At 69.4% G+C, this 22948-nt stretch carries 24 protein-coding genes and 2 pseudogenes; 15 read left to right on the forward strand and 11 right to left on the reverse strand.

Features of this window, described 5'->3' with window-relative positions; genetic code table 11:
• Nucleotides 1–179: 179 nt before the first annotated feature.
• A pseudogene (locus tag WKI94_RS03265) lies at nt 180–440 on the forward strand (transposase); the annotation flags it as partial.
• A 192-nt stretch (nt 441–632) separates the two neighbouring features.
• On the opposite strand, the gene WKI94_RS03270 reads toward WKI94_RS03265, so the two are convergent.
• A complete protein-coding gene (locus WKI94_RS03270) occupies nt 633–863 on the reverse strand; it encodes an AbrB/MazE/SpoVT family DNA-binding domain-containing protein (protein ID WP_337844388.1) in 231 nt (76 codons plus the stop codon).
• 89 nt (nt 864–952) lie between these two features.
• On the opposite strand from WKI94_RS03270, the gene WKI94_RS03275 reads away from it, so the two are divergent.
• Entirely contained in the window at nt 953–2521 is a 1569-nt protein-coding gene (locus WKI94_RS03275) for a DNA repair protein RecN (protein WP_337844348.1), read from the forward strand.
• Nucleotides 2518–3369, forward strand: a complete 852-nt coding sequence (locus WKI94_RS03280) for a hydroxymethylglutaryl-CoA lyase (protein ID WP_337844349.1) — start codon at nt 2518–2520, stop codon at nt 3367–3369. The genes WKI94_RS03275 and WKI94_RS03280 overlap by 4 nt, the downstream gene beginning before the upstream one ends.
• Here the strand turns inward: WKI94_RS03280 and WKI94_RS03285 are convergent.
• Together WKI94_RS03285 and WKI94_RS03290 are read right to left on the reverse strand one after the other, a co-directional pair.
• Complete coding sequence (locus WKI94_RS03285) at nt 3366–3755, reverse strand: DUF3197 domain-containing protein (RefSeq protein ID WP_337844350.1); 390 nt, start codon at nt 3753–3755, stop codon at nt 3366–3368. The two genes, WKI94_RS03280 and WKI94_RS03285, sit on opposite strands and share 4 nt — an antisense overlap.
• A 9-nt stretch (nt 3756–3764) precedes the next feature.
• A complete protein-coding gene (locus WKI94_RS03290; protein WP_337844351.1) occupies nt 3765–4256 on the reverse strand; it encodes a DinB family protein in 492 nt (163 codons plus the stop codon).
• Nucleotides 4257–4274: 18 nt separating this feature from the next.
• Between WKI94_RS03290 and WKI94_RS03295 the strand changes: the two genes are divergently transcribed.
• Entirely contained in the window at nt 4275–4904 is a 630-nt protein-coding gene (locus WKI94_RS03295; RefSeq protein WP_337844352.1) for a YkgJ family cysteine cluster protein, read from the forward strand.
• Between the two features lie 41 nt (nt 4905–4945).
• Here the strand turns inward: WKI94_RS03295 and WKI94_RS03300 are convergent, their stop codons facing one another.
• The 6 genes from WKI94_RS03300 to WKI94_RS03325 form a co-directional block, all read right to left on the reverse strand.
• Nucleotides 4946–5212 carry a DUF3467 domain-containing protein gene (locus tag WKI94_RS03300; protein ID WP_337844353.1) on the reverse strand — a complete coding sequence of 89 codons (267 nt, stop codon included), beginning with the start codon at nt 5210–5212 and terminating at the stop codon, nt 4946–4948.
• Nucleotides 5209–5553: a roadblock/LC7 domain-containing protein gene (locus WKI94_RS03305; protein ID WP_337844354.1), complete on the reverse strand. Its 345-nt coding sequence runs from the start codon at nt 5551–5553 to the stop codon at nt 5209–5211. The genes WKI94_RS03300 and WKI94_RS03305 overlap by 4 nt, the downstream gene beginning before the upstream one ends.
• Nucleotides 5554–5563: 10 nt before the next feature.
• Nucleotides 5564–5893: a roadblock/LC7 domain-containing protein gene (locus WKI94_RS03310; RefSeq protein ID WP_337844355.1), complete on the reverse strand. Its 330-nt coding sequence runs from the start codon at nt 5891–5893 to the stop codon at nt 5564–5566.
• Nucleotides 5872–6261 carry a hypothetical protein gene (locus tag WKI94_RS03315; RefSeq protein ID WP_337844356.1) on the reverse strand — a complete coding sequence of 130 codons (390 nt, stop codon included), beginning with the start codon at nt 6259–6261 and terminating at the stop codon, nt 5872–5874. Before WKI94_RS03315 ends, WKI94_RS03310 begins: the two co-directional genes overlap by 22 nt.
• Before the next feature lie 45 nt (nt 6262–6306).
• On the reverse strand, nt 6307–6891 hold the full coding sequence (gene recR, locus WKI94_RS03320; RefSeq protein WP_337844357.1) for a recombination mediator RecR: 585 nt from the start codon (nt 6889–6891) through the stop codon (nt 6307–6309).
• A 79-nt stretch (nt 6892–6970) separates the two neighbouring features.
• Complete coding sequence (locus WKI94_RS03325; protein ID WP_337844358.1) at nt 6971–7288, reverse strand: YbaB/EbfC family nucleoid-associated protein; 318 nt, start codon at nt 7286–7288, stop codon at nt 6971–6973.
• Nucleotides 7289–7320: 32 nt separating this feature from the next.
• On the opposite strand from WKI94_RS03325, the gene hemB reads away from it, so the two are divergent.
• A complete protein-coding gene (gene hemB, locus WKI94_RS03330) occupies nt 7321–8301 on the forward strand; it encodes a porphobilinogen synthase (RefSeq protein WP_337844359.1) in 981 nt (326 codons plus the stop codon).
• Here the strand turns inward: hemB and WKI94_RS03335 are convergent.
• Together WKI94_RS03335 and WKI94_RS03340 are read right to left on the reverse strand one after the other, a co-directional pair.
• Nucleotides 8298–9490: pseudogene (locus WKI94_RS03335) on the reverse strand (MFS transporter). The gene hemB and the pseudogene WKI94_RS03335 sit on opposite strands and share 4 nt — an antisense overlap.
• A gap of 23 nt (nt 9491–9513) precedes the next feature.
• On the reverse strand, nt 9514–11217 hold the full coding sequence (locus tag WKI94_RS03340) for a hypothetical protein (protein ID WP_337844360.1): 1704 nt from the start codon (nt 11215–11217) through the stop codon (nt 9514–9516).
• Between the two features lie 23 nt (nt 11218–11240).
• Here WKI94_RS03340 and WKI94_RS03345 point away from each other — a divergent pair, with 23 nt between their 5' ends.
• Genes WKI94_RS03345 through WKI94_RS03390 form a run of 10 tightly spaced genes read left to right on the forward strand, consistent with a single transcriptional unit; the run spans nt 11241 to nt 22946 of the window.
• Entirely contained in the window at nt 11241–11996 is a 756-nt protein-coding gene (locus WKI94_RS03345; RefSeq protein ID WP_337844361.1) for a protein phosphatase 2C domain-containing protein, read from the forward strand.
• Complete coding sequence (locus tag WKI94_RS03350; RefSeq protein WP_337844362.1) at nt 11996–13963, forward strand: protein kinase; 1968 nt, start codon at nt 11996–11998, stop codon at nt 13961–13963. The genes WKI94_RS03345 and WKI94_RS03350 overlap by 1 nt, the downstream gene beginning before the upstream one ends.
• Nucleotides 13960–14610: a response regulator transcription factor gene (locus tag WKI94_RS03355; protein WP_337844363.1), complete on the forward strand. Its 651-nt coding sequence runs from the start codon at nt 13960–13962 to the stop codon at nt 14608–14610. The genes WKI94_RS03350 and WKI94_RS03355 overlap by 4 nt, the downstream gene beginning before the upstream one ends.
• Nucleotides 14579–15904 (forward strand): HAMP domain-containing sensor histidine kinase, encoded by a 1326-nt coding sequence (locus WKI94_RS03360; protein WP_337844364.1) that lies wholly within the window; start codon nt 14579–14581, stop codon nt 15902–15904. Before WKI94_RS03355 ends, WKI94_RS03360 begins: the two co-directional genes overlap by 32 nt.
• A 23-nt stretch (nt 15905–15927) precedes the next feature.
• Nucleotides 15928–16521 carry a hypothetical protein gene (locus WKI94_RS03365; protein ID WP_337844365.1) on the forward strand — a complete coding sequence of 198 codons (594 nt, stop codon included), beginning with the start codon at nt 15928–15930 and terminating at the stop codon, nt 16519–16521.
• A gap of 53 nt (nt 16522–16574) precedes the next feature.
• On the forward strand, nt 16575–16967 hold the full coding sequence (locus WKI94_RS03370; RefSeq protein ID WP_337844389.1) for a hypothetical protein: 393 nt from the start codon (nt 16575–16577) through the stop codon (nt 16965–16967).
• Between the two features lie 27 nt (nt 16968–16994).
• Complete coding sequence (locus WKI94_RS03375) at nt 16995–19202, forward strand: hypothetical protein (RefSeq protein WP_337844366.1); 2208 nt, start codon at nt 16995–16997, stop codon at nt 19200–19202.
• Complete coding sequence (locus WKI94_RS03380; protein WP_337844367.1) at nt 19199–21772, forward strand: ATP-dependent DNA helicase; 2574 nt, start codon at nt 19199–19201, stop codon at nt 21770–21772. The genes WKI94_RS03375 and WKI94_RS03380 overlap by 4 nt, the downstream gene beginning before the upstream one ends.
• Complete coding sequence (locus WKI94_RS03385; RefSeq protein ID WP_337844368.1) at nt 21765–22322, forward strand: 5-formyltetrahydrofolate cyclo-ligase; 558 nt, start codon at nt 21765–21767, stop codon at nt 22320–22322. The genes WKI94_RS03380 and WKI94_RS03385 overlap by 8 nt, the downstream gene beginning before the upstream one ends.
• 9 nt (nt 22323–22331) lie before the next feature.
• Nucleotides 22332–22946, forward strand: a complete 615-nt coding sequence (locus tag WKI94_RS03390) for an HAD family phosphatase (protein WP_337844369.1) — start codon at nt 22332–22334, stop codon at nt 22944–22946.
• Nucleotides 22947–22948: the final 2 nt, after the last annotated feature.

The following is a 22948-nucleotide window of genomic DNA, read 5'->3' on the forward strand; positions in this document are numbered from 1 at the left end:
TGGTTGAAGGGTTTTGCCGAGGTGCAGGAGGTGTTGGAAGGGATGCTTCGGGAAAGGTATGCCCCCCGTACACAGACGCTTACACATAAATCTTGACACGACCCCACCTGGTGGTGCTCTACCTCGTCTACGGGGACCTCTTGCTCACGCAAATGTGTTTCCCCTCCGGGGAAAGTAGGCGCATCCCCTGGGCCTACCGCCTGTGGCGGGGCAAGGGGGAGAAAAGCCTCTCCCTCCTGGCCCTCCGCCTCCTGGCCACCCTGCCCCCATGGCTCGCCAAGGCCTTCCGCCTCCGGGTGGTGGCCGACGCTGCCTTCGGCACCCTCCCCTTCCTCTTTGGGGTCAGGGGGATGGGCCTGGAGGCCATGGTGGGGGTGCGCCGGGACCGGAGGACCAGGGCGGGGGTAAGGCTAGAGGACATGGGGGTGCGGGGTGGGCGGCCCGTCTTTTGCTGCTCGAGCGGGTGGTCTGGGGCTTTTGCGGGAGCTCCATGCCCTAGGGCCATGGCCCCCGGGGGGAGGAGGGGGGGATGGGTGTTTATGCAGGCTATGCGGGAGGTGCAAGTTTTGAGGTGGAGAACACCGGTCCTCCTAGGGCCATGGAGAAGAGGATATTGGCGTCCAGAAAAACCTTCACTCCAAGTCCCAGGCCCGTCGGAACTCCGCAAGCTCCTCTGGGCTAACCTCTGCGGTCTTCTGGAAATCCTCTAGGTGCTCCTCGGTGTACATCTCGTAGCTGAGGAGAAGGGCAGGTTCCAAGACGATCTTACCCCCTTCCACCCGTAGGAGGACATCCCCAGCCTCGAGGCCAGGCCTTTCCCGCACCTCCTTGGGGAGGGTGAGCTGGCTCCTTCGGGAGAGGATGAGGGGGTGGGCATACCTTCAGGAACAGCGGAAAATCCGTGGGACCGCTGCACCCTTGGGGCCCTCAGGACCTTTAGAATGGAAGGCGGATGCTCCGCCGCCTCGAGGTGCAAAACCTCGCCGTCCTCCGCGAGGCCGCCTTGGACCTAGCCCCCGGCCTCAACGTCCTCACCGGGGAGACGGGGGCGGGGAAGAGCCTCTTCGTGGACGCCTTAGCCCTTCTCCTTGGGGGAAAGCCCGAGGGGCTTATAGGGCCTTTCGGGGATAGCCTCCTGGTCACCGCTTTCTTCCAGGGGGAAGGGGAGGAGCGGGTCTTGTCCCGCCGGGTGGGGGCCCGCTCCACCCCCCGGATAGACGGGGAGGTGGTGAGTCTAAGGGAGCTTGCCGAGGAGGCCGAGCGCTGGGTTTCCCTCCACGCCCAGCACACCGCCTTAGCCCTCCTCCGTCCCAAGCGGCAGGAGGAGGCTCTAGACGCCCTCCTGGACCCGGCCCTCAAGGAGGGCTACCGGGCGGCCTACGCCCGCCACCGGGCCCTCCTTTCGGAGAAGGAGGCCCTGGAAAGGGCCCTGCGGCAAAGGGCGGAGCGGGAGGACCTCCTCCGCTTCCAGCTTAAGGAGATCCGGGAGGCTAGGCCCACCCCCGGGGAGGACGAGGCCCTGGAGGGGGAGGCCCGCCGCCTGCGCCATCTGGAGACCCTAAGGGCCAAGGCGGGGCGGGCCTACGCCCTCTTGGCGGAGGAGGGTGGGGCGGACCTCGTAGCCCAGGCGGTGCGGGAGCTTCAGGCCGCGGCCCGGGTGGACGCCGGCCTAAACCCCCTTCTCCAGGACCTGGAAGGGGCCTTGGGGGCGGTGCGGGCGGTGGCCCGGGAACTGGAGGCCTACCTGGAGGGCCTGGAGGCCGACCCGGCCCGCCTCGAGGCCCTGGAGGCCAGGCTTGCCCTCCTGGAACGCCTAAAGCGCAAGTACGGCCCCACCCTGGAGGAGGTCCTGGCCCACGCCAAGCGGCTGGAAGAGGAGCTTAAGGGCCTGGAGGGGGGAGAGGAGAGGCTTTGGGCGCTGGAAGAGGCCCTAGGGGCGGCCTGGGCCGAGGTGGAGGAAAGGGGGGCGGCCCTGGGCCGGGCCCGGGAGGAGGCAGCCAGGCGGCTGGAAGGGGCCATGGAGGAGGAGCTCGCCGTCCTCGGCCTGCCCCAGGCCCGCTTCCGGGTGGACCTCATCCCCCTCCCCGCCCCGGGGCCTTCGGGGCTGGAGGAGGTGGCCTCCCGTTTCTCCGCCAACCCCCACCTGCCCCCGGGGCCCCTTTCGGGGGCGAGCGGGGGGGAACTGGCCCGCCTGGCCCTGGCCCTGGCCCTTCTCACGGGGGCCGAGGCCCCCACGGTGGTCCTGGACGAGGTGGACGCGGGGCTTGGGGGGGAGGCCGCCTGGCGGGTGGCCGAGCGCCTGGCCCGCCTGGCCCAAAGCCGCCAGGTGCTGGTGGTGACCCACCTTCCCCAGATCGCCGCCAAAGCGGACCGCCACTTCCGGGTGGTGAAGGAGGGGGAGGGGGTGCGGGTGGAGCGGATGGAAGGGGAGGCCAGGGTGCGGGAGCTCGCCCGCCTCCTTTCCGGCCAGTACACCGAGGCCGCCTTGGCCCACGCCCGTGGCCTTTTGGAGGGACGATGATCCGCTTTGTGGAGTGCCCCCGGGATGCCTGGCAGGGCTTTCGCCGCCCTATCCCCACGGAGGAGAAGGTGGCCTTCCTGAAGGCCCTTTTGGAGGCGGGCTTCCGCCACCTGGACCTTACGAGCTTCGTTTCCCCCAAGTGGGTGCCCCAGATGGCGGACGCGGAGGCGGTCTTAAGGGCCCTTCCCCCTCCCGAGGGCCGGACCTACTTGGCCATCGTGGCCAACGAGAAGGGCCTAGAGCGGGCGCTTAAGGCCCCCAACCTCACCCACGTGGGCTACCCCCTTTCCCTCTCGGAGACCTTCCAAAGACGGAACACCAACCGCGGCCTGGAGGAGTCCTGGCCTCTGGTGGAGGCCATGGTAAAGGCGGTGGAGGGCCGGCTCGGCCTCGTGGTCTACCTCTCCATGGCCTTCGGCAACCCCTATGGGGATCCTTGGGATGTGGCCTTGGTCCTGGAGGCGGTGGCCCGCCTTAGGGCCCTCGGGGTGCGGGAGATCGCCCTAGCGGACACCTACGGGGTGGCGGATGCGGGGCGGATAGGGGAGGTTTTGAGGGCGGTGGTGGGGCGCTTTGGCCCCCAGGGGATCGGGGCCCACCTCCACGCCAGGAGGGAGGAGGCCCTCGGGAAGGCGGAGGCCGCCCTCGAGGCTGGCATCTTTTGGCTGGAGGGAGCCCTGGCGGGGGTGGGGGGGTGTCCTTTTGCGGGGGATGAGCTGGTGGGCAACCTCCCCACCGAGCTCCTCCTGCCCTACCTGGAGGAGAAGGGCTTCGCCACGGGGGTGGACCTAGGCCGCCTTCCCTCTCTAGTGGAGGCGGCGGCCCAGCTTAGGGCCCTCTACGCTTAGGCCGCCCGGCGGTAGAGGGCGGGGTCCGCAGGGTTGGCCACCGTCTGGACCCGCTTGAGGAGCTCTTCCGAGGGCAGGCTGAGGAGGGCGGTGAGCTCCCCCGGGGCTACCACCGCCTCGTAGAACTTGCGCGCACCCCCTGCCTCCAAAAGCCGGATGGCCTCCGCCAGGGCCTCCTCTCCTCCGGGGAAGGCGGGGCCAAAGGCGTCGGGCACCAGGAGGTCCTTCTTGCCGTGGAGGAGGAGGGCGTAGCGGGCCTTTTCCCTCCGGTCCTGCCAGTCGGTGATGAGGTAGACCTTAGTCTCAGGAAGCCTCAGGCCCCGGAGGGCTTCCTTTAGGGCCTCGAGGGAAAGCCTGGGCGCTGCGCGCAGGCCGATGCGTTCCATGCTTCTATCCTAACCCCAAAGCTTGCGGGCGTAGATCACCTGGCCCGCGTGGTGCTGGGCGTGCTCCACCAGGTGGTGGAGGACGTGGACCCTGGGGGTTTCCACCCCCTGGCTTCCCACCCGCACGGGGACGGGAAGGTCTTCCTCCTTCACCCCCTTTAGGGCCCCCAGGATGGCTTCCCAGGCCTCCCAGAAGCGGGCCACCACCTCCTCCTTGGGCTCGGGCTCGCCCAAAAGCTCCCACTCCCGGCCCCGTCTTGCCCAGTCGGGTAGGGCGAGGGGAAGGGCGTAGGAGGCTAGGCGCAGGGAGCTTCCCGCGATGTGGCGCGCCAGGCCCCCGATGGGGTTAAGGCCCTCCTTGGGCCGCCACCAAAAGGCCTCCTCGGGAAGGCCAAAGGCCCACCCTTCCAGGTGGGCCTCCACTTCCTTAAGCCCCTTGATCCAGGCGGACACCGCCGGGGGCACCCCCGGCTCCAGGGGTTCTAGAAAGGGCGCGGGCATACCCTTACTCTACTCCTCGTGGAGGCCTTTGAGCGGGAGGCGGGAGCTTTGGACGAGGCCATCCGGGATTTCCTGGCCTGGAAGGGGCTTGGGGTCTCCTGCCGGCCGGGCTGCTTCGCCTGCTGCCACGGCTGGGTGACCCTTTCCCGCCTCGAGGCCCAAGCCCTCCTCCCCCACCTCACGGAGGCCCAGCGGGCGAGGGTGCGGGCGGAAGGGGCCTGGCGCCTCGCCTTCCTTAAGGAAGCCAAGGACAACCCCCGCTTCCCGGAGCGCTTCTTCCTCCAAAGGCGGCCCTGCCCCCTTTTGGAAGGGGGGCTTTGCGGGGTCTATGCCCACCGCCCCCTGGCCTGTCGCGGCCTCCTCACCGACGAGGACCCCCGCTACTGCGAGCCGGGAAACCCCCACCCCGCGCCCAAGCCCCATCACGGCCCCGGCCACCACCTAAGGGTGCCCCACCGCATGGCCCGCATGGCCATGGAACGGCTTTGGGAGGAGGAGAGGAGGCGGTACGGCTTCCTCCTCCTAGGCGAGCTTGCGAGCCTCCTCTACCTCCTGGAGGAGGGCCTTCCCACCTCCCGGGAAGAAGCGGAAGACCGCCTAGAGGCCCTAGGGGTTCTAGGCGGGCGCTTCGGCTACCAGGTGGTTTAGGCGCTGGGGCCCCCACCTAAGGGAGCGTTCGGTGGGGGTACTTAGGCCTGCCCTTCCGCGATGGGCTCGGGGATGGGGCCGAAGGCCTCCTCGTAGCGGGCGATGTTCTCCGCCAGGCTCCGGAGGAGGGCCTTGGCGTGCTGTGGGCTGGTGATGATCCGGCTCACCACGATGGCCCCCCCTTGGGGCTGGAGAAGGGCAAAGTCCAGGATGAACTCGTTCTTGGTGTGGGCGATGAGGGCCAGGTTGGTGTAGCGGCCCAGGGCCGTGTCCTTGTCTATGTTGATGTCCAGCTTCATCTCCGTCATAGGGCCTCCTCAATCTTGGGTAGGGCCTTTTTCAGGCCCAGCCGCGCCCGGCCCAGGCTCCGCATCCCGTCCAGGAAGAGGAGCAGGTGGTGGCCGGCAAGGGGCACGAGAAGCAAGGTGCCCTCGGGGTACTCTACCATGAGCTCCTCCACCCCCTCCTGGCCCAGGGCCTGGCCCAGGGCCTTGGCGGTGCCGAGCACGGTGGCCGCCCGGGCGGAGAGGAGGTCCGCCTCCGGGGCCCCCTCTTCCTTAAGCTCCTCCACCACGAACCCGTCCTCCGAGAGGAGGGCCACCGCCTGCACCCCCCGGATGGCCTTGAGCTCCCTTAGGGCTTCCTCCACCCCTTACCTCCTATAGCTCCGAAAGGCGCAGGGCGATGCGGGAGAGCTCGTTGCCGATGGCCTTTCGGTCCATACCCCGCTCAATCACCGCCCCTAGCACGTACCCCCCTACCCTTACCGCCAGGACCTCCTGGTCCTCCGTGGCCAGGGTGAAGCGGCGCACCTCCCCTCCCAGGGCCTCTGCCAAGGGGGCCATGTGGCGCACAAGGGAGGCCAGTTCCGCGGCCAGCACCTCCGCGCTGGGGGCGCCCCGGCCCAGGGCCTCTATGACCAACCCGTCCAGCCCGGTGAGCACCGCCCGCTTCACCCCAAAAGGGGCTAGGCCTTCCAGGTACGCCATGCCGCCTCCAAGATGCGCTCCGCCGCCCGCTCCGAGAGGAGCCGGGCCTGGCCCAGGTTGGCCTCGGGGGGGAGGAGGAGGAGCAGGAAGAGATCCCCCATGTTCGGGTTCGGTCCACCCCTGACCATCCTGGCATAGCCTACCACATGCCCCCCGTGGACCAGGAGCTCCTCCACCCAGGGGCTACCCAGGCTTTGGGCGTAGGCCCGCCCTGCCTGGCGCAAGAGGGCCGCGTGCTCAGCGATGGCGGCTTCCAGATCCACCCGCCTCCTCCGCACCCCTTCCACCAGAAGGCCGTCCAGGGTGCCCAAGGCCGCTGCCCAGGCCCCTTCCACCCGGTCCAGCAGGGTTTGGAGAACCTCTTCCATGGTTTTTCTGGGGCCCCCACCGAGGCGCAAGCCTCGGTGGGGTGCTTAGAGGGGCCTCCGCCCCTCCAGGGCCTTTCCCAGGGTGACCTCGTCCGCGTACTCCAGGCTGCCCCCCACGGGGAGGCCATAGGCGGGGCGGCTCACCTTGACCCCCCGTTTCTTGAGCTCCTCCGCCAGGTAAAGCGCGGTGGCCTCCCCCTCCACGGTCATGGAGGTGGCCAAGACCACCTCCTCCACCCCCTCAAGCCGCTGGAAGAGCCCTTCCAGGTTTAGGGCCTGGGGGCCTACCCCCTCCAGCGGGTTCAAGGCCCCTCCTAGGACGTGGTAAAGCCCCCGGAACTCCCCGCTCCGCTCCAGGGCGTAGAGGTCGGCCACGGTCTCCACCACGGCGATGACCTTGCGGTCGCGGCCCTCATCCTGGCAGATGGGGCAGAGCTCCCCCTCCGCCAGGTTGCCGCACACCCGGCAGACCCCCAGGGCCCTAAGCCCTTCCAGGGCCTCCCGCAGGGCCTCGGCTTCTTCCTTGTGGTAGGCCAGGAAGAGGGAGAGCTTCTGGGCAGTCTTGGGGCCGACGCCGGGCAGGCGGGCCAGGGCACGGGCGAGCTTGAGGAGGCTTTCCGGGTAGCGCATCTGGGTGCCCTCTCGGTGAAGAATCCCTATGAGGCCTTAAGGAAAGGGGGCGTTTGGAACCAAGGCCTGAGCGGCGCGCTTAGAAGAGCTTCCCCAAGGCCTGGCCTACCCCCCCAAGCTCCCGGGCCATTTCCTTTTCCGAAAGCTCGTGGGCCTTCTTCTGGGCATCCTGGATGGCCACCAGGAGGAGGTCTTCCAGGCCCTCCGGATCCTCTCCAAAGGCCTTTAGGGCCTCGGGCTTGACCCGCACCCGGAGAATGCGCCCGTGCCCGTTGGCGTCCACCTCTATAAGCCCCTGGGCCGAGCCCGTGACCACCATCCCCTCCAGCTTTTCCTGGATCTCGGCGGCCTTCTTCTGGGCCTTTTGCGCTTCCTTAAGGAGTTTCTGCAGGTTCATGCCTCGCCTCCTCCCGACAGTATAGTGGAGGCATGGAACGGCCGCGCCGCTTGCGCTCCCCCCTCCTTCGGCCCCTGGTGGCCGAGGTGGAGCTTACTCCCCGTCACCTTATCCTCCCCCTCTTCGTCAAAGAGGAGGGGGAGAAGGAGCCCATCCCCTCCATGCCTGGGGTCTTCCGCTACCCCCTTAAGGACCTCCCCCAGGTGGCGGAGGAAGCCCTAAAGGCGGGGCTTGGGGGGGTGATCCTCTTTGGGGTCCTATCCGAAAGCGCCAAGGACCCCCTGGGGCATGGGGCCTACGCGGAGGACGGGGTGGTGCAGAAGGCCCTACGCCTCCTCAAGGGGGTCTTCCCCGAGCTCCTCCTCATCGCCGACACCTGCCTTTGCGAGTACACGGACCACGGGCACTGCGGGGTGGTGGGCCAAGGTCCCTTGGGGTTTTACGTGGACAACGACGCCACCTTGGAGCTTTTGGCCCAGACCGCCCTTTCCCAGGCCCAGGCCGGGGCGGACGTGGTGGCCCCTAGCGCCATGATGGATGGCCAGGTGCGGGCCATCCGGGAGGCCCTGGACCGGGGTGGGTACGCCCACGTGCCCATCCTTTCCTACGCGGTGAAGTACGCCTCCGCCTTCTATGGTCCCTTCCGGGAGGCCGCGGCCAGCGCCCCTCAGTTTGGGGACCGCTCGGGGTACCAGATGGACCCCAGGGCGGGCCTTTGGGACGCCCTAAGGGAGGCCCACCTGGACGACCAGGAGGGGGCGGACCTCCTCATGGTCAAGCCCGCCCTGCCCTACCTGGACGTGCTCTTTGCCCTTAGGGACCGGGTGGCCAAGCCCCTTTTCGCCTACCAGGTTTCCGGGGAGTACGCCATGCTGAAGACCGCGGCCCTGGCGGGGTACCTGGAGGAAAGGCGGGCGGTTTTGGAAGCCCTCTACGCCCTCCGCCGCGCGGGGGCGCAAGGCATCCTCACCTACTACGCCCTCGAGGCTGCCCGCTGGCTAAAGGAGGGCTAGGCTTCCGCCTTCTTGGGCGCGGGGATGCCCCCGGTGAGGAGGGCGTAAAGGGCAGCCAGGCTCACCATGGCCCCGGCCAGGAGGAAGACCCTGGGGGCGCCCATGGGGCCTTCCAAGGCCCCGCCCAGCATGGTGCCGATGAGGACCGCCCCGTTCATCACCGCGCTGAAGGCGGCGAAGATCCGCCCCCGCATCTCCTGCGGGGTGTTGAGCTGGAGGATGGAGCGGGCGGGGACGATGAAGGCGATGTTGGTCAGCCCCCCAGGAAGAAGGCCACCAGAACCCAGGAGAAGACAGGGAAGGCACCCACCGAGGCCTCCAGGATTCCAAAGGCCAGGAGGCCATAGAGAAAGAGCCTTTCCCGGGGCATCCTCTGGGTGAGCCAGGGGACCACCAGGGTGCCCAGAATGGCCCCCAGGGCCATGGCCGCCTCCATGACCCCAAACCCCGCCGCCCCCACCCCCAGCCACTTGAGGGCCAGGACCACCCCCAAGGCGGTTTCCACCGAGCCGAAGGCCGCGGCCATGAAGAGGGTGCCCACGGCGCGGCGGATGGCGGGGTGGCGGGCCAGGTGGCCTAGGCCCTCCTTCACCCGGGCGAAAAAGGGGAGGGCGGGTTTGGCCTTGGGCTTCAAAGGGGGCAGGCCCCGGAGGATGAGCCCGGAGAGGAGGTAGGTGAGGGCGTCCAGGTAAAAGGCAAAGGCCGGCCCCACCAGGGCCACCAGCGCCCCCGCGGCCCCCACGAAGAGCACCTCCGAGAGCCTTTCCACGAGGAGGACCAGCCCGTTGGCCTCGTCCACCGACTCCTCCGGCACCAGGTCGGGGATGGCGGCGTTCTGGATGGGGTCGTGGAGGTCCCTTAGGAGCTCCATGAGGAAAACCAGGAGGAGGAGAAAAGGGAGGCTTTTGGCCCCGAGAAGGGGGATGAGGGCCACCAGGGGGGCCCTTAGGAGGTCGGACCAGACCAGGAGGGTCTTTCGGTCCTGGGTGTCGGCCCAGGCGGAGAGGAGGGGGGAGAAGACCACGGTTCCAAGGAGCTGCACCCCCAGGGTGAGGGAGACCCAAAGGGCGTTTTCCGTGAGGAGGTAGACCAGGACCAAAAGGGCTACCCGGTGGACCTTGCTTCCCGCCTGGGAGACCAGATAGGCTAGAGCCAGGTGGAAAAAGGCGGGATGCCGTAAAACTTTCATATTCCTACCCAGTATAGCAAACCTTAGGCCAAGACCAGGTAGGCCACCCGTCCCCCCTCCCGGGCCAACACCAGGGTCCCCTCCTCCGTGGGGTAGACCAGGAGGTCAGCCACCTTCCTGGGCACCTCCCCCGCCTGGCCCACGTAGACGGCGTCCTCCTTGAGCCTCAGGGAAAGGACGGTCTGGCCCAACCGGAGGGCCTGGGGTTCGGGGGTGAGGGCCAGGAGGTGGACCTCCCCGCCTAGGGTTTCCCGGGTGGGGGGGCGGCGGCCCAGGTAGTCCTTGAGGGCGACCGCCAGGGCCTCGGCCTCCCCTTTAAGCCCCAAGGCCTCCCCCACCTCCAGGAGAAAGGGCGTGGGGTCTTGGGGTCCAAGCCGCTTTAGGGTCAGTTCCAGCCCTTTGCGGGTAAAGTCCTGGAGGGCCTCAGGGGGGGCCTGCCGGTACTTCTCGGCCAGCTCCCGCCCGAAGGCCTCTGGGCGGAACTCCCCTTTAAGCCGGGCGGAAAGGGCCCGGAGAAGGCGAAGGTGCGCGTAGTCCTTTCCTGGGTTCAGGAGGAGGGCCAAGACGCGCCCCTCGGAGAGGAGCTCGTAGAGCCTGAGGCCGCTTCGGGCCTCCAGCCTCAGGTGGACCACCTCCCCTTGCCGCACCGCCCAAACCTCCAGGTCCTCAAAGGGGAGGACCAGGGTGTCCTCCAGGGGCCGGTCCTCCCCCCCAAGCCCCAGGTGCCAGGCCCCTTCCGCCTGGGCCAGGGTGAGGACCAAAGGCCCTAGCTGGATCCGCCCGGGGCGGAGGGGAAGGGTGGCCAGGTTTTCCTCCACCACGCCCACCTCCGGCACCCGGGGCCAGGGGTTTTCCCCTTGGGGGGTGGGGAGGAGGTTAAGGAGGGTCAGAACCTTCTCCATGGCCACCCGGAAGCGGCCCCGCTCCTCCTCTAAGAGGAGTTCTCGACGCCTCTCCTCCTGGGCCTCCCGCTTAAGCCGCTCCTCCAAGCGGGCCACCTCGGCCTTCGTGGCCCCGAGGCGCCGGGCCTCCTCCAGGGCCCGGCGGAGGGCCAAAAGGTCGCGTTTGGGGGGAAGGCCGTAGGCCCCGTCCCACTCCAGGATCCGCATGAGGAAGCGGCGCACGTAGGCCCTGGTCTCCTCCGGGGGGAGGAGGAGGTGCTCGGGGAGGTGGAGGGCGGTTTCCAGGAACTCCAGGAGGAGAGCCTCGGCCACCTTGGGGTCGTCCAGGTCCACCAAGGTGTCGGAAAGGGAGGGGATGGGGTGGGTGGGGGTGAAGCGGGAGAGGTTGAAGTCCCGCTTGAACCCAGGGTTTTCCCTGTATTCCAGAAAGTTCTGCAAGAAGGCGTGGATGAGGCGCAACTCCTCCCGCCTGCCCCCAAGGAGTTCCTTGGCCCGCACCCGCACCTCGCGCTCCGCAAGGAGCCGCCAGACCTTAAGGGCCAGGGCTTTCAGGGGGCTTTCCTCTTTGGGGGCCTCCACCGGCATGGCCTCCAGGGTGGGGAGCTCGGGGGGGGGTGGGGGTGGGGCTGCCTCCTTCTTGCGCAGGGCCCGGTAACGGGCATCCGCTTGGCGGAAGCGCTTGGCCAAGGGGCCGGGGAGGCGGGCTTGGGCCAGAAGAGTGCGGAGCTTCAAGAAGGCCCCCTTCCCCCCTTTGGGGGTGCGGCCCGCCAGGAGGTCCTCCACCCGGTACTCGTAGAGGTCCACCAGGTCCGCGAGGTGCTCCACCCTTTCATCCTATAATGGGCCTGATGCGCCTTGCGCCCCGCATGGTCCTGGCCGCGGTGTCCCACGTGGGCCGTCGGCAGAACAACGAGGACTTCCACCGCATCCTGCGCTACGAGGTGCCCCCGGGGAACCTCCTCCTCCTGGCGGTGGCGGATGGGATGGGGGGCCTCGAGGCGGGCGAATGGGCCAGCAAGGTGGCCATAGAGGCCTTAAGCGAGGCGGTCAGGGCCTACGCGGAGCACCTGAAGGGGGGCCGGCCCGCGGTGGGCCTGGACCGGGTGGTGGAAAAGGCCTTCCTCTTGGCCCAGCGACGGGTGGAGAAGGAGGCGGAGGCTAGGGGGCGGGGGGGGATGGGCACCACCCTCACCGCCTTCCTCTACGCGGACTGGCTCAAGGAGGGGGTGGTGGGCCACATCGGGGACTCCCGGGCCTACCTCTTCACCCCTAAGGGGTTAAAGCGCCTCACGGAGGACCATTCCTGGGTGGCAGAAAGGCTTAAGGAAGGGGTCCTCACGCGCACCGAGGCGGAGCGCCACCCCTACCGCCATGTCCTCACCCGCGCCCTGGGGCTTCCCGAGGCCCGGTTTGACTTCATCCCCGTGCGCCTCACGCCAGGGGAGGGGGTGGTGCTGGCCACGGACGGCCTTTACGGCCTGGTGCCCGAGGTGGAGTGGCGGCTTGGCCGGGACCTCCAGGCTAGCCTCGAGGCCCTTTTGGCGGAAGCGCTGCGCCGCGGCGGAGACGACAACATCACCGCCGTGGCCCTGAGGGTGGAGTGATGCATTTTCTTCTGACCCTTCTTTTGGTCCTCCTGACCGCCGCCTTGGCGGTGCGCCTTTCCCCCTTCCCCCTCTTCGTCCTCCTGGCCCTCCTTTCCGGGGGGGCTTGGGCCCTAGGGGCGAGGGCTGAGGTCCTCCTTCCCGCCTTAGCCCTTCCCTTGGGCTTCCTCCTGGCTCCAAGGCTGGCCCTGCCTCGGAGGAGAGGGGCCAAGGGAAGGGCCAAGCCGCCCCGGCGGGAGAAGCGGCCCACAGGCGCTTCCGAAGAAACCCAGATCCTTTCCGAGCGCTACGAGATCCTGGAGAAGGTGGGCATAGGGGGGATGGCCACGGTCTACAAGGCCAAGGACAAGAAGACGGGCCGCCTGGTGGCCCTGAAGGTGCCTCAGGAGCGCTTTGTGGGGGACCCCCGCTTTGTGCGCCGCTTCCACCGGGAGGCGGAGGTCCTGGCCCGTATGGACCACCCCAACATCGTCAAGGTCTACGACTATGGGCAGATGGAGGGGGTCCACTACATCGCCATGGAGTTCCTGGAGGGGGAAGGGCTGGACAAGCTCATTGAGGAGAGGCGCCTCACCCTCCGCCAGGCCACGGCCATCCTGGCCCGGGTGGCGGATGCCCTGAAGCACATCCACGCCCAGGGCATCGTCCACCGGGACATCAAGCCCGGGAACATCATGGTCCTGAAGGGGGCCCTCAAGGAGGACGGGGTGGACCCCAGGGGGGTTCGGCTCATGGACTTCGGCATCGCCGCGGGGAAGGTCTTAACCCGCCTCACCATCACCGGGGCCCGCATCGGCACCCCCGTCTACATGAGTCCGGAGCAGGCCAAGGGGCAGAAGCTGGACCACCGCTCGGACATCTATTCCCTAGGCATCGTCCTCTACGAGGCCCTCACCGGCCAGCCTCCCTTCACCGGGGGGTACGAAACGGTGATCCACCAGCAGATCTTCCAGATGCCCACCCCCCCCAAGCAGCTCCGCCCGGAGATCCCCCAGGGCCTTTCCGACCTGGTCCTGAGGATGCTGGAGAAAGACCCGGCCAAAAGGCCTCCGCTGGATGAGGTCATCGCCTCCCTGGAGGGCCCCTGGGAGGAGGAAAGGGGCCTGCCCCATCCCCACTACCTCCTGGTGGCGGTGGAGGCCAAGAAGGGCACGGTGCGCCTCCTGAGCCTCGAGGGCACCCCGGTCCGGATGCTCTCGGGCATCGGCTCCGCCCCCGGCCATTTCTCCGCCCCGCCCCTGGCCGTGGCCGCGGACGGGGAGGGGGGGATCTGGGTGGCGGTCTTTGAGCACGGGGCCAAGCTCCTCCACCGCTTTTCCCCGGAAAGGCGGCTCCTCCTTTCCGCCGGGCCTTATGGGATGAAGCCGGGGGAGCTCCTCTTCCCCGTGGCCTTGGCCTTCGCCGACGGGAGCCTTTTCGTCCTGGACGGGGAGACCGCCACCATCACCCGCTTTGCCCCGGACGGCACCTACCTGGCCCGCTTCGGGGGCCAGGGCCTGGGGCGGGGCACCTTCCAAGACCCCAAGGCCCTGGTGGCCACCCGGGAACACCTCTTCGTTCTGGACTACGGCAACCGCCAGGTGCAGCGCCTTACCCTAGGGGGCCAGTACCTCTCCCGCTACGCCTTCCGCAAGGGCCGGGAAAGCCAGGAGCTGAGGCTCCTTGGGGGGGTGGGGGTGGAAGGGGAACGGCTTTACCTGGCCGACCTCGAGGCCCAGAAGATCCGCGTTCTGGACTTCTCGGGCACCCTCCTCTTCTCCTATGAACTGCCGCGGGAGGAGGGGGAGGACCCCCTGGCCTTGGTGGACCTCCTCCCCTGGCAGGGGGTGCTCTACGTGGCCCGGCGGGGGGGGCAGAAGATCCACCGCCTGGCCCTGCCCAAGGGCGAGCCTCTCCCCTCCCTGCCCGTCTACGCCCCTCTCAGGGGCCTGGCCCTATGGCAGGTGGGGGTGTTGGCCAAGGCATGAGGGTTTTGGTGGTGGAGGACGACCCCGGGGTGCGGGAGGCCCTCCTCCTGGGCCTCTCCCTGGAAGGCCATGAGGTGCGGGCCGCAAAGCGCCCCAAGGAGGCCCTGGACCTCCTCTCCTGGGCGGAGGTGGTGGTCCTGGACATCCTCCTTCCGGAAGGGGATGGGTTTGGCCTTTTAAGGGAGATCCGGGCCCGCTCCCAGGTGCCCGTCCTCATGCTCACCGCCCTGGACGCGGTGGAGTGGCGGGTGAAGGGCCTAAAGGAGGGGGCAGACGACTACCTGGTGAAGCCCTATAGCCTCGCAGAGCTCCTCGCCCGCCTCGAGGCCCTCCACCGCCGCGCGGGGCGGAGGGAGGAGGTCTTGGCCTGGGGCGACCTCCGCCTCTACCCCAAGCCGATGGAGGCCTACCGGGGGGAGCGGCGCTTATCCCTTTCCCCCAAGGCCTTCCTCCTCCTGAAGGCCTTCCTGGAGGCCCCGGGGGAGGTTCTCTCCAAGGAGGCCTTGATGCTAAAGGTCTGGGGGGAGGAGGTGGAGCCCGCCACCCTCGAGGTCCACCTCTCCCAGCTTCGGAAGGCCCTGGGGGAACCGAACCCCATCCAGACGGTGCGCGGCTATGGCTACCGGCTTCAGGACCCTTCGGGCTAGGCTCCTCTCCCTCCTCCTCTTCTCCCTCCTCCTCTTCTCCCTCCTCCTCTTCTCCCTCCTCCTCCTGCCCCTAGCCCTCCTCACCGCCAAGGAGGCGGAACGGGCGGCCAGCGAGGACCTGAGGCGGGCCCTTCTCGCCCGCCTTTTCCTCCTCAAGGAGGAGGGGCTGGAGGGAGAGGAGGCCCTCCTTTTGGAGCTCTTGCGCCTGGCCCAGACCTTTGGGGGCGGGGTGGGGTTCGTGGTGGGGGAGGGGGTGCGCTTCACCGACCTGAGCCCCCCTCCGCTCCCGGAGGCCGTCTTCCAGGCCCTAAGGGAGGGGCGGCCCTACCAGGGGGTGCACGCGGGGGGCGTGGTGGTGGCCCTGCCCTGGGGGGAAGGGGGCTTTGGCCTCTGGGTGCCCCTGGAGGGGGTGGCGGGGCTTAGGGGGAGGCTCCTCCTCCTTTGGGCCACCTGGGGGAGTGGGGTCCTCCTCCTGGTCTTCCTCCTTGGGGTTTGGGGCCTGCGCCTGGCCTTAAGGCCCCTGGACGCCTTGGCCGGGGAGCTTTCCGCCCGCTCCCCGGAAGACCTCAAGCCCCTTCCACCTCCAAAGGTGGCGGAGCTTCGCCCCGTGGTGAAGGCCCTAAACCGCCTTTTCCGGGAGGTGGACCGGCTCCTTAAGGAGCTTGCCGAAAAGGAGGCCTTGGCCCGGCGCTTCGCCCAGCACGCCTCCCACGAGCTCCGCACCCCCCTCACCGCCCTGAAGGGACACCTGGAGATCCTAAGGCGCCACCCTGAGCCCAGGGCCTTGGAGGGGGCCTTGCGGGCCCTGGAACGCATGGAGCGGGTCATGGGGGGGCTTTTGCGCCTGGCGCGCCTCGAGGCCGATCCCCCTAGGCGGATGCCCCTGGACCTCAAGGCCTTCCTGGAGGGCTTCGGCCTGGAGGTGGAGGGGGAGGGGCGGGCCCTTGCCGACCCCGACCTCCTCGCCCTGGCGGTGGAGAACATTTTGGAAAACTCCCGCCGCCACGGGGCCCTGCCGGTGCGGGCCTTTTTGGAGGAGGCGGAAGGGGGGGTTTGGGTCCGCCTCCTGGACTCGGGCCTGGGGTTTCCCGAAAGCCTCCTCCCCCAAGCCCTCCAGCCCTTTGCCCATGGGGGGCGGGGGACGGGGCTGGGCCTGGCCCTGGTGGCCGCGGTGGCCCGGGCCCACGGCGGGCGGGCGGTGGTGGAGAACCGGGGCGGGGCCCTGGTGGGCCTTTACCTGCCTTTAGGTTCGCTTAAGGAAGCGCCCGGTGCGCCCTTTGGGGGGGAGGGCTAGGCTTGGGGCTGGAGGTGATGGGCATGCGGAAACTTTTGGCGGCGGCTCTCCTGTTGGCGGGCCTTGGTGTGGCCCAAGGGACCAGCCCGGACTACCGGCAGGCGGCCCTTTCGGCGGCCCTCCTTGCCCGGCTCCAGACCGTGGCCCAGGGCGCCCAAGGGGAGGAGAAGCTCCTTACCTGGGCCAAGACCTTGAAGGACCGGGCGGAGAGGGACTACGCCCAGGGGGCCCACTTCAAGGCGGCCCGGGAGGCCCAGGCGGCCCTCCACCTCTTCCGGGCGGCCTCCGCCCCCACCCAGCCTCCCAAGGTGGGGATGGGCCGGGGCCGGCTGGGGATGGGGCGCTGGGACCACCGGGGCATGGGCTTTAAGGGGGGGCAGTTTAGGATGGGCCTGCCTCCCCAGGCCCCTGTGCCCGGGGTGAGGGGCGGCTATGGGGCTCCGGCGCAGGCCCTGGTGGACCGGGCGGAGAAGGAGCTAGGCTACTACCGGGGCCAAGACCCCCTGGTAAAGGACCTCATCGCCGAGGCCAAGGCCCGGCAGGAGAAGGAGCCCCCGAAGGCCGCCCTCCTGGCCCGGGCTGCCTTAGCCCTCATCTCCGCCGAGCGGGGCTTCTAAGGGGGTAGGGGAGGGGGAGGGCCGTGCGTCTGTGGGCGTTCCTCCTCCCCCTTTTGGGCCTTTGGGCCCTTAGCCAAAGCGGTCCCTTCCCCGAGGCTCGGCCCGAGGCCGTTCTGGCCCGGTGCCTCGGGGTTTTGCGGACCCTCGAGGTCCAGGCCCTTTACCGGGAGGACGGGGCCCTTTTGGCCCTCCTGGGCCGGGAGCGGCCCTACCTCCTTCTCGCCCTCGAGGGCAACCGCCCCCTGCCCTACGCGGGGCCCTTGCGGGGAAGGCGGGTGACCAAGCGCCCGCTTCCCTTCCTCTCCGAGCTCACCCTGGCCCGGCGGGTCCTCCACCAGGAAGGGGAGTACCGCTGCTTGGTCCTCCACCGGGGCCGGGTGGTGGGGGTGTTGCGCCTGGACTTCAGGATGGACCCCGTGCCCCTTCTGGACGAACCCCCTCCCTAGCGGGGTTTCCGCTAGGATGGGGCCTATATGGAGCCTGGGCTCTATGCGGTGGAGGGCCCCCCCGCCTCGGGCAAAACGGAGCTGGCCCTGGCCCGGGCCCAGGAGGTCCTCAAGGTCCGGGGCCGGGTCTGGTGGGTGGGCTTGCCCCACCAGCGGGCCTACGTGTTCCGGAGGCTGGGGACGGAGGCCCTCCTTGGCCTGGAGTTCCTCTCCTTCCAGGCCCTCTACTACCGCCTCCACGCCGAGGCGGGCGGCCTGAGGCCCCTCCTGCCGGGGGCGGGCCGGGTGGCCCTGGTGGGGGAGGCCCTGAAGGAGGCCTATGGGGCCATCCCTGCCCCTGGGGAGGCCCGGCTCTTCGCCCGGGCCATCGCCGAGCTCAAGCGCTTCGGCCTTGGGCCCTGGGGCCTGCCCAAGGAGGGGGAGGCGGGGCGGCTTCGGCGGGTTTTCCTCCTCTACGAGAAGCTCAAGCGGGGCCTTTGGGACTACGACGATTTCCGCCACCGGGCCCTAAAGGCCCCTTTGCACCTCTTCCCTGAGCCCGCCTTGGTGGTGGTGGACGGCTTCCGGGAGGTGGGGCCCTTGGACCTCCTCTTCCTAAAGCGCCTAAGCCAGAAGGTGCCCGTCCTCCTCACCGCGGTGCGCCTCCCGGAGGGCCTGCCCCGCTTCAAGACCCTTTCCCCAAGGCCCCTTAGGCCCACGGTCTGGGCCCTGCCCAACCCCGTGGCGGAGACCCGCCACCTCCTTAGGGCCCTCAAGCGGGCCCTGGCCCCCCGGGCGCTTGGGGGGGAGGGGCTTGACCCCTTTGAGGTCATGGTGGTGGCCCCCGAGGAGCGCATCCCCGGGCTTCTCCTCCTCAAGGAGGAGTACGGCCTTCCCCTCTTCGAGGGGCGGGAGGGGGCCCTTTCCGCCCTGGAAGGGGGCGAGCGGCTTCTTGCCCTCCTGAACCCCCACCCCACGGGGGCCGACCTCCTCCTCCTGGGGTTTGAGGCCCTGGGCAGGAGGGCCCTTCGCCTCGGCCTGGTGGGCCTTCCTGCCCTGGAGAAGCTGGCGCGGGAGGAGGGGCTTGAGGAGGAGTTCCGGGCCTTCCTGGGCCTGAGGCCCCAAGAGGGGCTCGGCCGGGCCGGGTACCTGGAGTGGGCAGAAGGGGTGTTGGACCGGCTGGGGGTGGCCCACAAGCCCCTCTTCCTGGAGAGGCTGCGCATGGCCTTGCGGGTAAGCCCGGGGGACCCCCTCCCCTGGTGGCGGAGCCTCCTCCTGGAGGAAACCCTGCCCCCACCCCCTATCCGGGGGGTGGCGGTCCTCCCCCCCTTGAGGGCCCTGGGGGTGCGGGCCCGGCGGGTCTATGTGCTGGAGTGGGTGGAGGGGCGGTACACCCTGGGGGAGCGGGAGGACTATTTCTTCCTGGAGGAGCTCCGGGCGGAGGGGTTTGACCCCTACCGCCTCCCCAAGCGCCTTAGGGGCCTGGACCCCCTTTTCCGGGAGGAGGTGGCGAGTCGGGGGGAGGAGGTCTACCTCCTCTATCCGGAAGCGGGGCTCGGGGGCGGCTACCTGCCCCTTGCCCAGGGGGAAAGGCCCGAGCCCCTCCCCCCCGCAAGCCGCCTCGAGGCCCTCCCGGAAGAGCCCTTCGCCCCCCCTCCCCCCAAGGCCAAGGGGCCCCCTCGGCACCTGGAGCTCCTTCGGGTGTTCAAGGACTGCCCCTTCAAGGCCTACCTCCACCACCTGGGCCTGGGGCGGGCGGACGGCCTCGGCTGGCACCTCCTGCCCCACCGCCTGGAGGCCCTCCTCGCCCACCCCGAGGTGGGCCCCTGGCTAAAGCGGCATCAAAGGTTTTGGGAGGCCTTGCGCTTCTGGGTGCCCTGGACGGTGAAGGATGTGCCCACCCTGCGCCTGGATGCCGTGGGGCGGGAGGGAGGGCGGGTCCGTCTCTTTCGGCTCCTGCCCCAGGGGAAGGGGGCTTTGGACCGCTGGACGGAGTGGTACGCGGTGGGGGCCTTCCTGGCCTCGGGGGCGGAGGAGGTGGAGGTCTGGCTCTGGCCCTGGCTGGGGGAGCCTCAGCTCTACGCCAAACCCTTTCGCAAGGGGCAGGACGGGACGCTTCCCGACCAGGCCCTGGAGGTGCGCCGGGAGGCCCTGGAGACCTTTCGGGCCTGGTCCGCCCAGTCCCTCCATCCCCGGCCAGGCTCGGCCTGCTTTGGCTGCGCTTTCCGCGACATCTGCCGAAAGGAGGCGGGATGAGGCTCTATGTGGCCTCCGCGGGCACAGGCAAGACAGAAACCCTCATGAAGGAGCTCGAGGCCCTCCTGAAAGAGGGGGTGCCGCTTCGGCGGGTGGCTGCGGTCTCCTTCACCCGCAAAGGCGCGGAGGAGCTTAGGGCCAGGGCGCGGCGGCTTTTGGAGGACCGCCGTGAGGCCCCCTGGGCCCAGGAGGCCCTAAGGGAGGTGCACGGAGCCCTCTTCACCACCCTCCACGGCCTTATGGCCGAGGCCTTGCGCCATACCGCCCCCTTCCTGGGTCTGGACCCGGACTTCCGGGTGATGGACGGCTTCCTGGCCCGGGCCCTTTTCCTGGAGGAGGCCCGGACCCTCCTTTTCCTGGGGGGCCATTCGGAGGCCGAGGAGCTGGCCGGGCTTCTGGCAGAGCTTTACGAGCGGCGCTCCCTGGCGGAGGCCTTTACCCCCCTTGGGGGGGCGGAAGGGCTTTTGGGCCTTTACGGCAAGGCCCTTGCCCGCTACAGCGCCCGCACCCAGGAGGCCTTGGGCCCGCAGGACCTCGAGGCCAAGGCCCTCTGCCTCCTCCGCCACCCGGAGGCCCTAAGGCGGGTGGCGGAGCGCTTCTCCCACCTCCTGGTGGACGAGTTCCAGGACGTAAATCCCCTCCAAGGCAGCTTCCTCCGCGCCCTGGAGGAGGCGGGGGTGCGGGTGGTGGCCGTGGGGGACCCCAAGCAGTCCATCTACCTCTTCCGCAACGCCCGGCTGGAGGTCTTCCTGGAGGCCCAAAGGGGCGCGGGGGAGGTGCGCACCCTAAACCGCACCCACCGCCACGCCAGGCAGGTGGTGGCCCTCCTCAACCGCTTCACCGGGCGCTTTTTCCAGGAGGGGGAAGGGAACCATGTGGAGGGGGTGCGGACGGAGGAGGGCCGGGTGGAGGTCCACTGGGTCAAGGGGGGAAGCCTGGAGAAGGCCCGCCAGGCGGAGGCCCGCCTTTTGGCCCAAAGGCTTCTGGCCCTCAAGGAGGAGGGGGTTCCCTTCGGAGAGATGGCTGTCCTGGTGCGGGCCCGCACCAGCCTGCCTACCCTGGAGGGGGCCTTGAGGGAGGCGGGGGTCCCCTTCGTGCGCGGGCGGGGGCAGAGCTTCTTCGCCCGTCCTGAGGTACGGGACCTCTACCACGCCCTGAGGCTCGCCCTGGCGGAAAGGCCCTATGGCCAAGAGGAACGCCTTTCCCTCCTGGCTTTCCTTAGAAGCCCCTTTTTGGGTCTGGACCTCGGGGCCTTGGAGGAGGCCCTCCGGGCGGAAGACCCCTGGCCCCACCTGCCCAAGGAGGTGCAGGAGGCCCTGGAAAGGCTCCGGGCCCTGGCCCTCCTTCCCCCCCTGGAGGCCCTGAAGCGCTTGGCCCGGGACGAGGGCTTCTTGCGGCGGATCTCCCAAAGGGCCCGGGCCAACCTGGACGCCCTCCTCCTCCTGGCCGCGGGGGAGCGGTTCCCCACCCTGGAAGACCTGCTCCTTTGGCTGGAGCTTAGGGCCAAGGACCCCGAGTCCGCCGAGCTTCCCCAAGGGGGCCAGGGGGTGGCCCTCCTCACCGTCCACGGGGCCAAGGGCCTGGAGTGGCGGGTGGTGGCCCTTTACGACGTGAGCCGGGGGCCCTCCGGGGATGCCCCGCCCCTTCTGGTGGACGGGGAGGGGCGGGTGGCCCTCCGGGGGACCGAGCCCTACCTGCGCCTCCTGAAGGAGGCCAGGGAAGCGGAGAGGGAGGAGGCCCTTAGGCTCCTCTATGTGGCCCTTTCCCGGGCCCGGGACGTGCTCATCCTCACGGGGAGCACCAGCAGGCGGCCCGGCCCCTGGGCGGAGGCCCTGCTCCAGCTGGGCTTGGGTCCGGATTCCAAGGACCCCTGGGTCCAGACCCACCCCCTGGAGGCCATCCCCCCCACGCCCCGGATCTCCCAGCCCCCCCAGGCCCCCCGCCCCGCCCCCTACGCCCTCTGGCAAGGGGAGGCCAAGCCCCGCCCCCCCGTCTTCTCCCCTTCCGCCCACCTCAAGGCGGAGGCCGAGCCCGTGGAGGGTTTGGGCGAAGGGGAGGCCCTGCCCGAGTGGGCCCGGGCGGTGGGGACCCTGGTCCACTACGCCATCGCCCGCCACCTGGACCCCGAGGACGAGAAGGCCATGGCGGGGCTTCTCGGCCAGGAGGTGGCCCTGCCCTTTGGGGAAGGGGAGCGGGTTGCCCTCCTGGAGGAGGTGAGGGCCCTCCTTGGGGCTTACCGGGGCCTCCTTGGACGGGCCCTTCCTCCCCTCGAGGCCCGCTCGGAGGACCACGCGGAGCTTCCCCTCCTCCTCCCCCTTGGGGGCACGGTCTGGTACGGGGTCCTGGACCGGCTCTACCAGGTGGGGGACCGCTGGTACCTGGACGACTACAAGACGGACAGGGAGGTCCGCCCCGAGGCCTACCGCTTCCAGCTCGCCTTGTACCGGAAAGCGGTCCTCGAGGCCTGGGGGGTGGAGGCGGAGGCCCGGCTGGTCTACCTCCGCGCCTCCCATGTGGTCCCCTTCAGCCCAGAGGAGCTGGAGGCCGCCTTGGAGGGGCTTTATGGATAAGGCCGCCCTGCGCAAGAAGGCCAAGGCCCTGTGGCGGACCCTGGACCGGAAGGCCCTTTCAGAGGCGGTGCTGGAGGTCCTCCTCCCCTGGATTAGGGCGGGGGGCTTTGGGGACATCCTCCTCTACCACCCCCTTCCCCACGAGCTGGACCTTCTTCCCCTTTTGGAGCGCTACCCCGCCCGCTACTACCTGCCCAAGGTGGCGGGGGAGGGACTCACCGTCCACCCCTTTGGCCCCCTCCTTCCGGGGCCCTTTGGCCCCCTGGAGCCCACCACCCCCCCGGTGGACCCCCGGGTTTTGGACCTGGTGGTGGTGCCGGGCCTGGCCTTTGACCGCCAGGGGTACCGGTTGGGCCACGGCCAGGGCTACTACGACCGCTTCCTGAAGGGGGTTAGGGCCACCACCCTTGGGGTGGTCCCCGAGGCCCTCCTCTTCCCCAGGTTGCCCCGGGACCCCTGGGACCGGAGGGTGGACTTCTTGGCCACGGAAAAAGGGGTCTTCCCCGCCCTGGGGTCAGATGACGGGGAAGGGGAGGATGGGGGCTGCTAGACTTGGGCCATGCGGGGTGTCCTCCTGGACCGGGACGGGGTCCTCCTCCTCATGGACGAGGAGGCCCTTTACCGGAAGGCCTTGGATCTTGGGGCCTACGGGATGGGCAAGGAGCGGGCTCTGGCCTTCCTTGCCCGGGCGGTGCGGTGGATCAACGAGGAGGTGCGGGCCCTTTCCGTCCGTACCGTGGTGGAGGAGGAGGCCCTGTTCCGGGCCCTGGCTGAGGAGGCGGTCCGGGAGCTGCGCGCGCCCTTGGCCAAGGTGCAGGGCTTGCGCTACTACCACTTCATGCGTCCCGCGCCTGGGGCCTTGGACCTCTTGAAGGCCCTAAAGGCCCAGGGCCTCAAGGTGGGCGTGCTCTCCAACACCCTGCCGAGCCTCCGGGAGAGCCTGGCCCACCACGGCCTAGCGGAGTACGTGGACGGCTTCTACGCTTCCTGCACCTTAGGGGTGGCCAAGCCCGACCCCCGGGCCTTTCTCCTGGCCCTCCAGGACCTAGGCATTCCCCCGAGGGAGGTCTTTTACCTGGATGACGACCCGGAAAACGTCCGGGTGGCCCGGGCCTTGGGTCTCAGGGCCGAGATCCACGTGCCCGGCCAGCCCCTGCTGGATGCCGGCCAGTAAGG

This window comes from Thermus sp., assembly GCF_037444525.1.
GTDB lineage: Bacteria > Deinococcota > Deinococci > Deinococcales > Thermaceae > Thermus.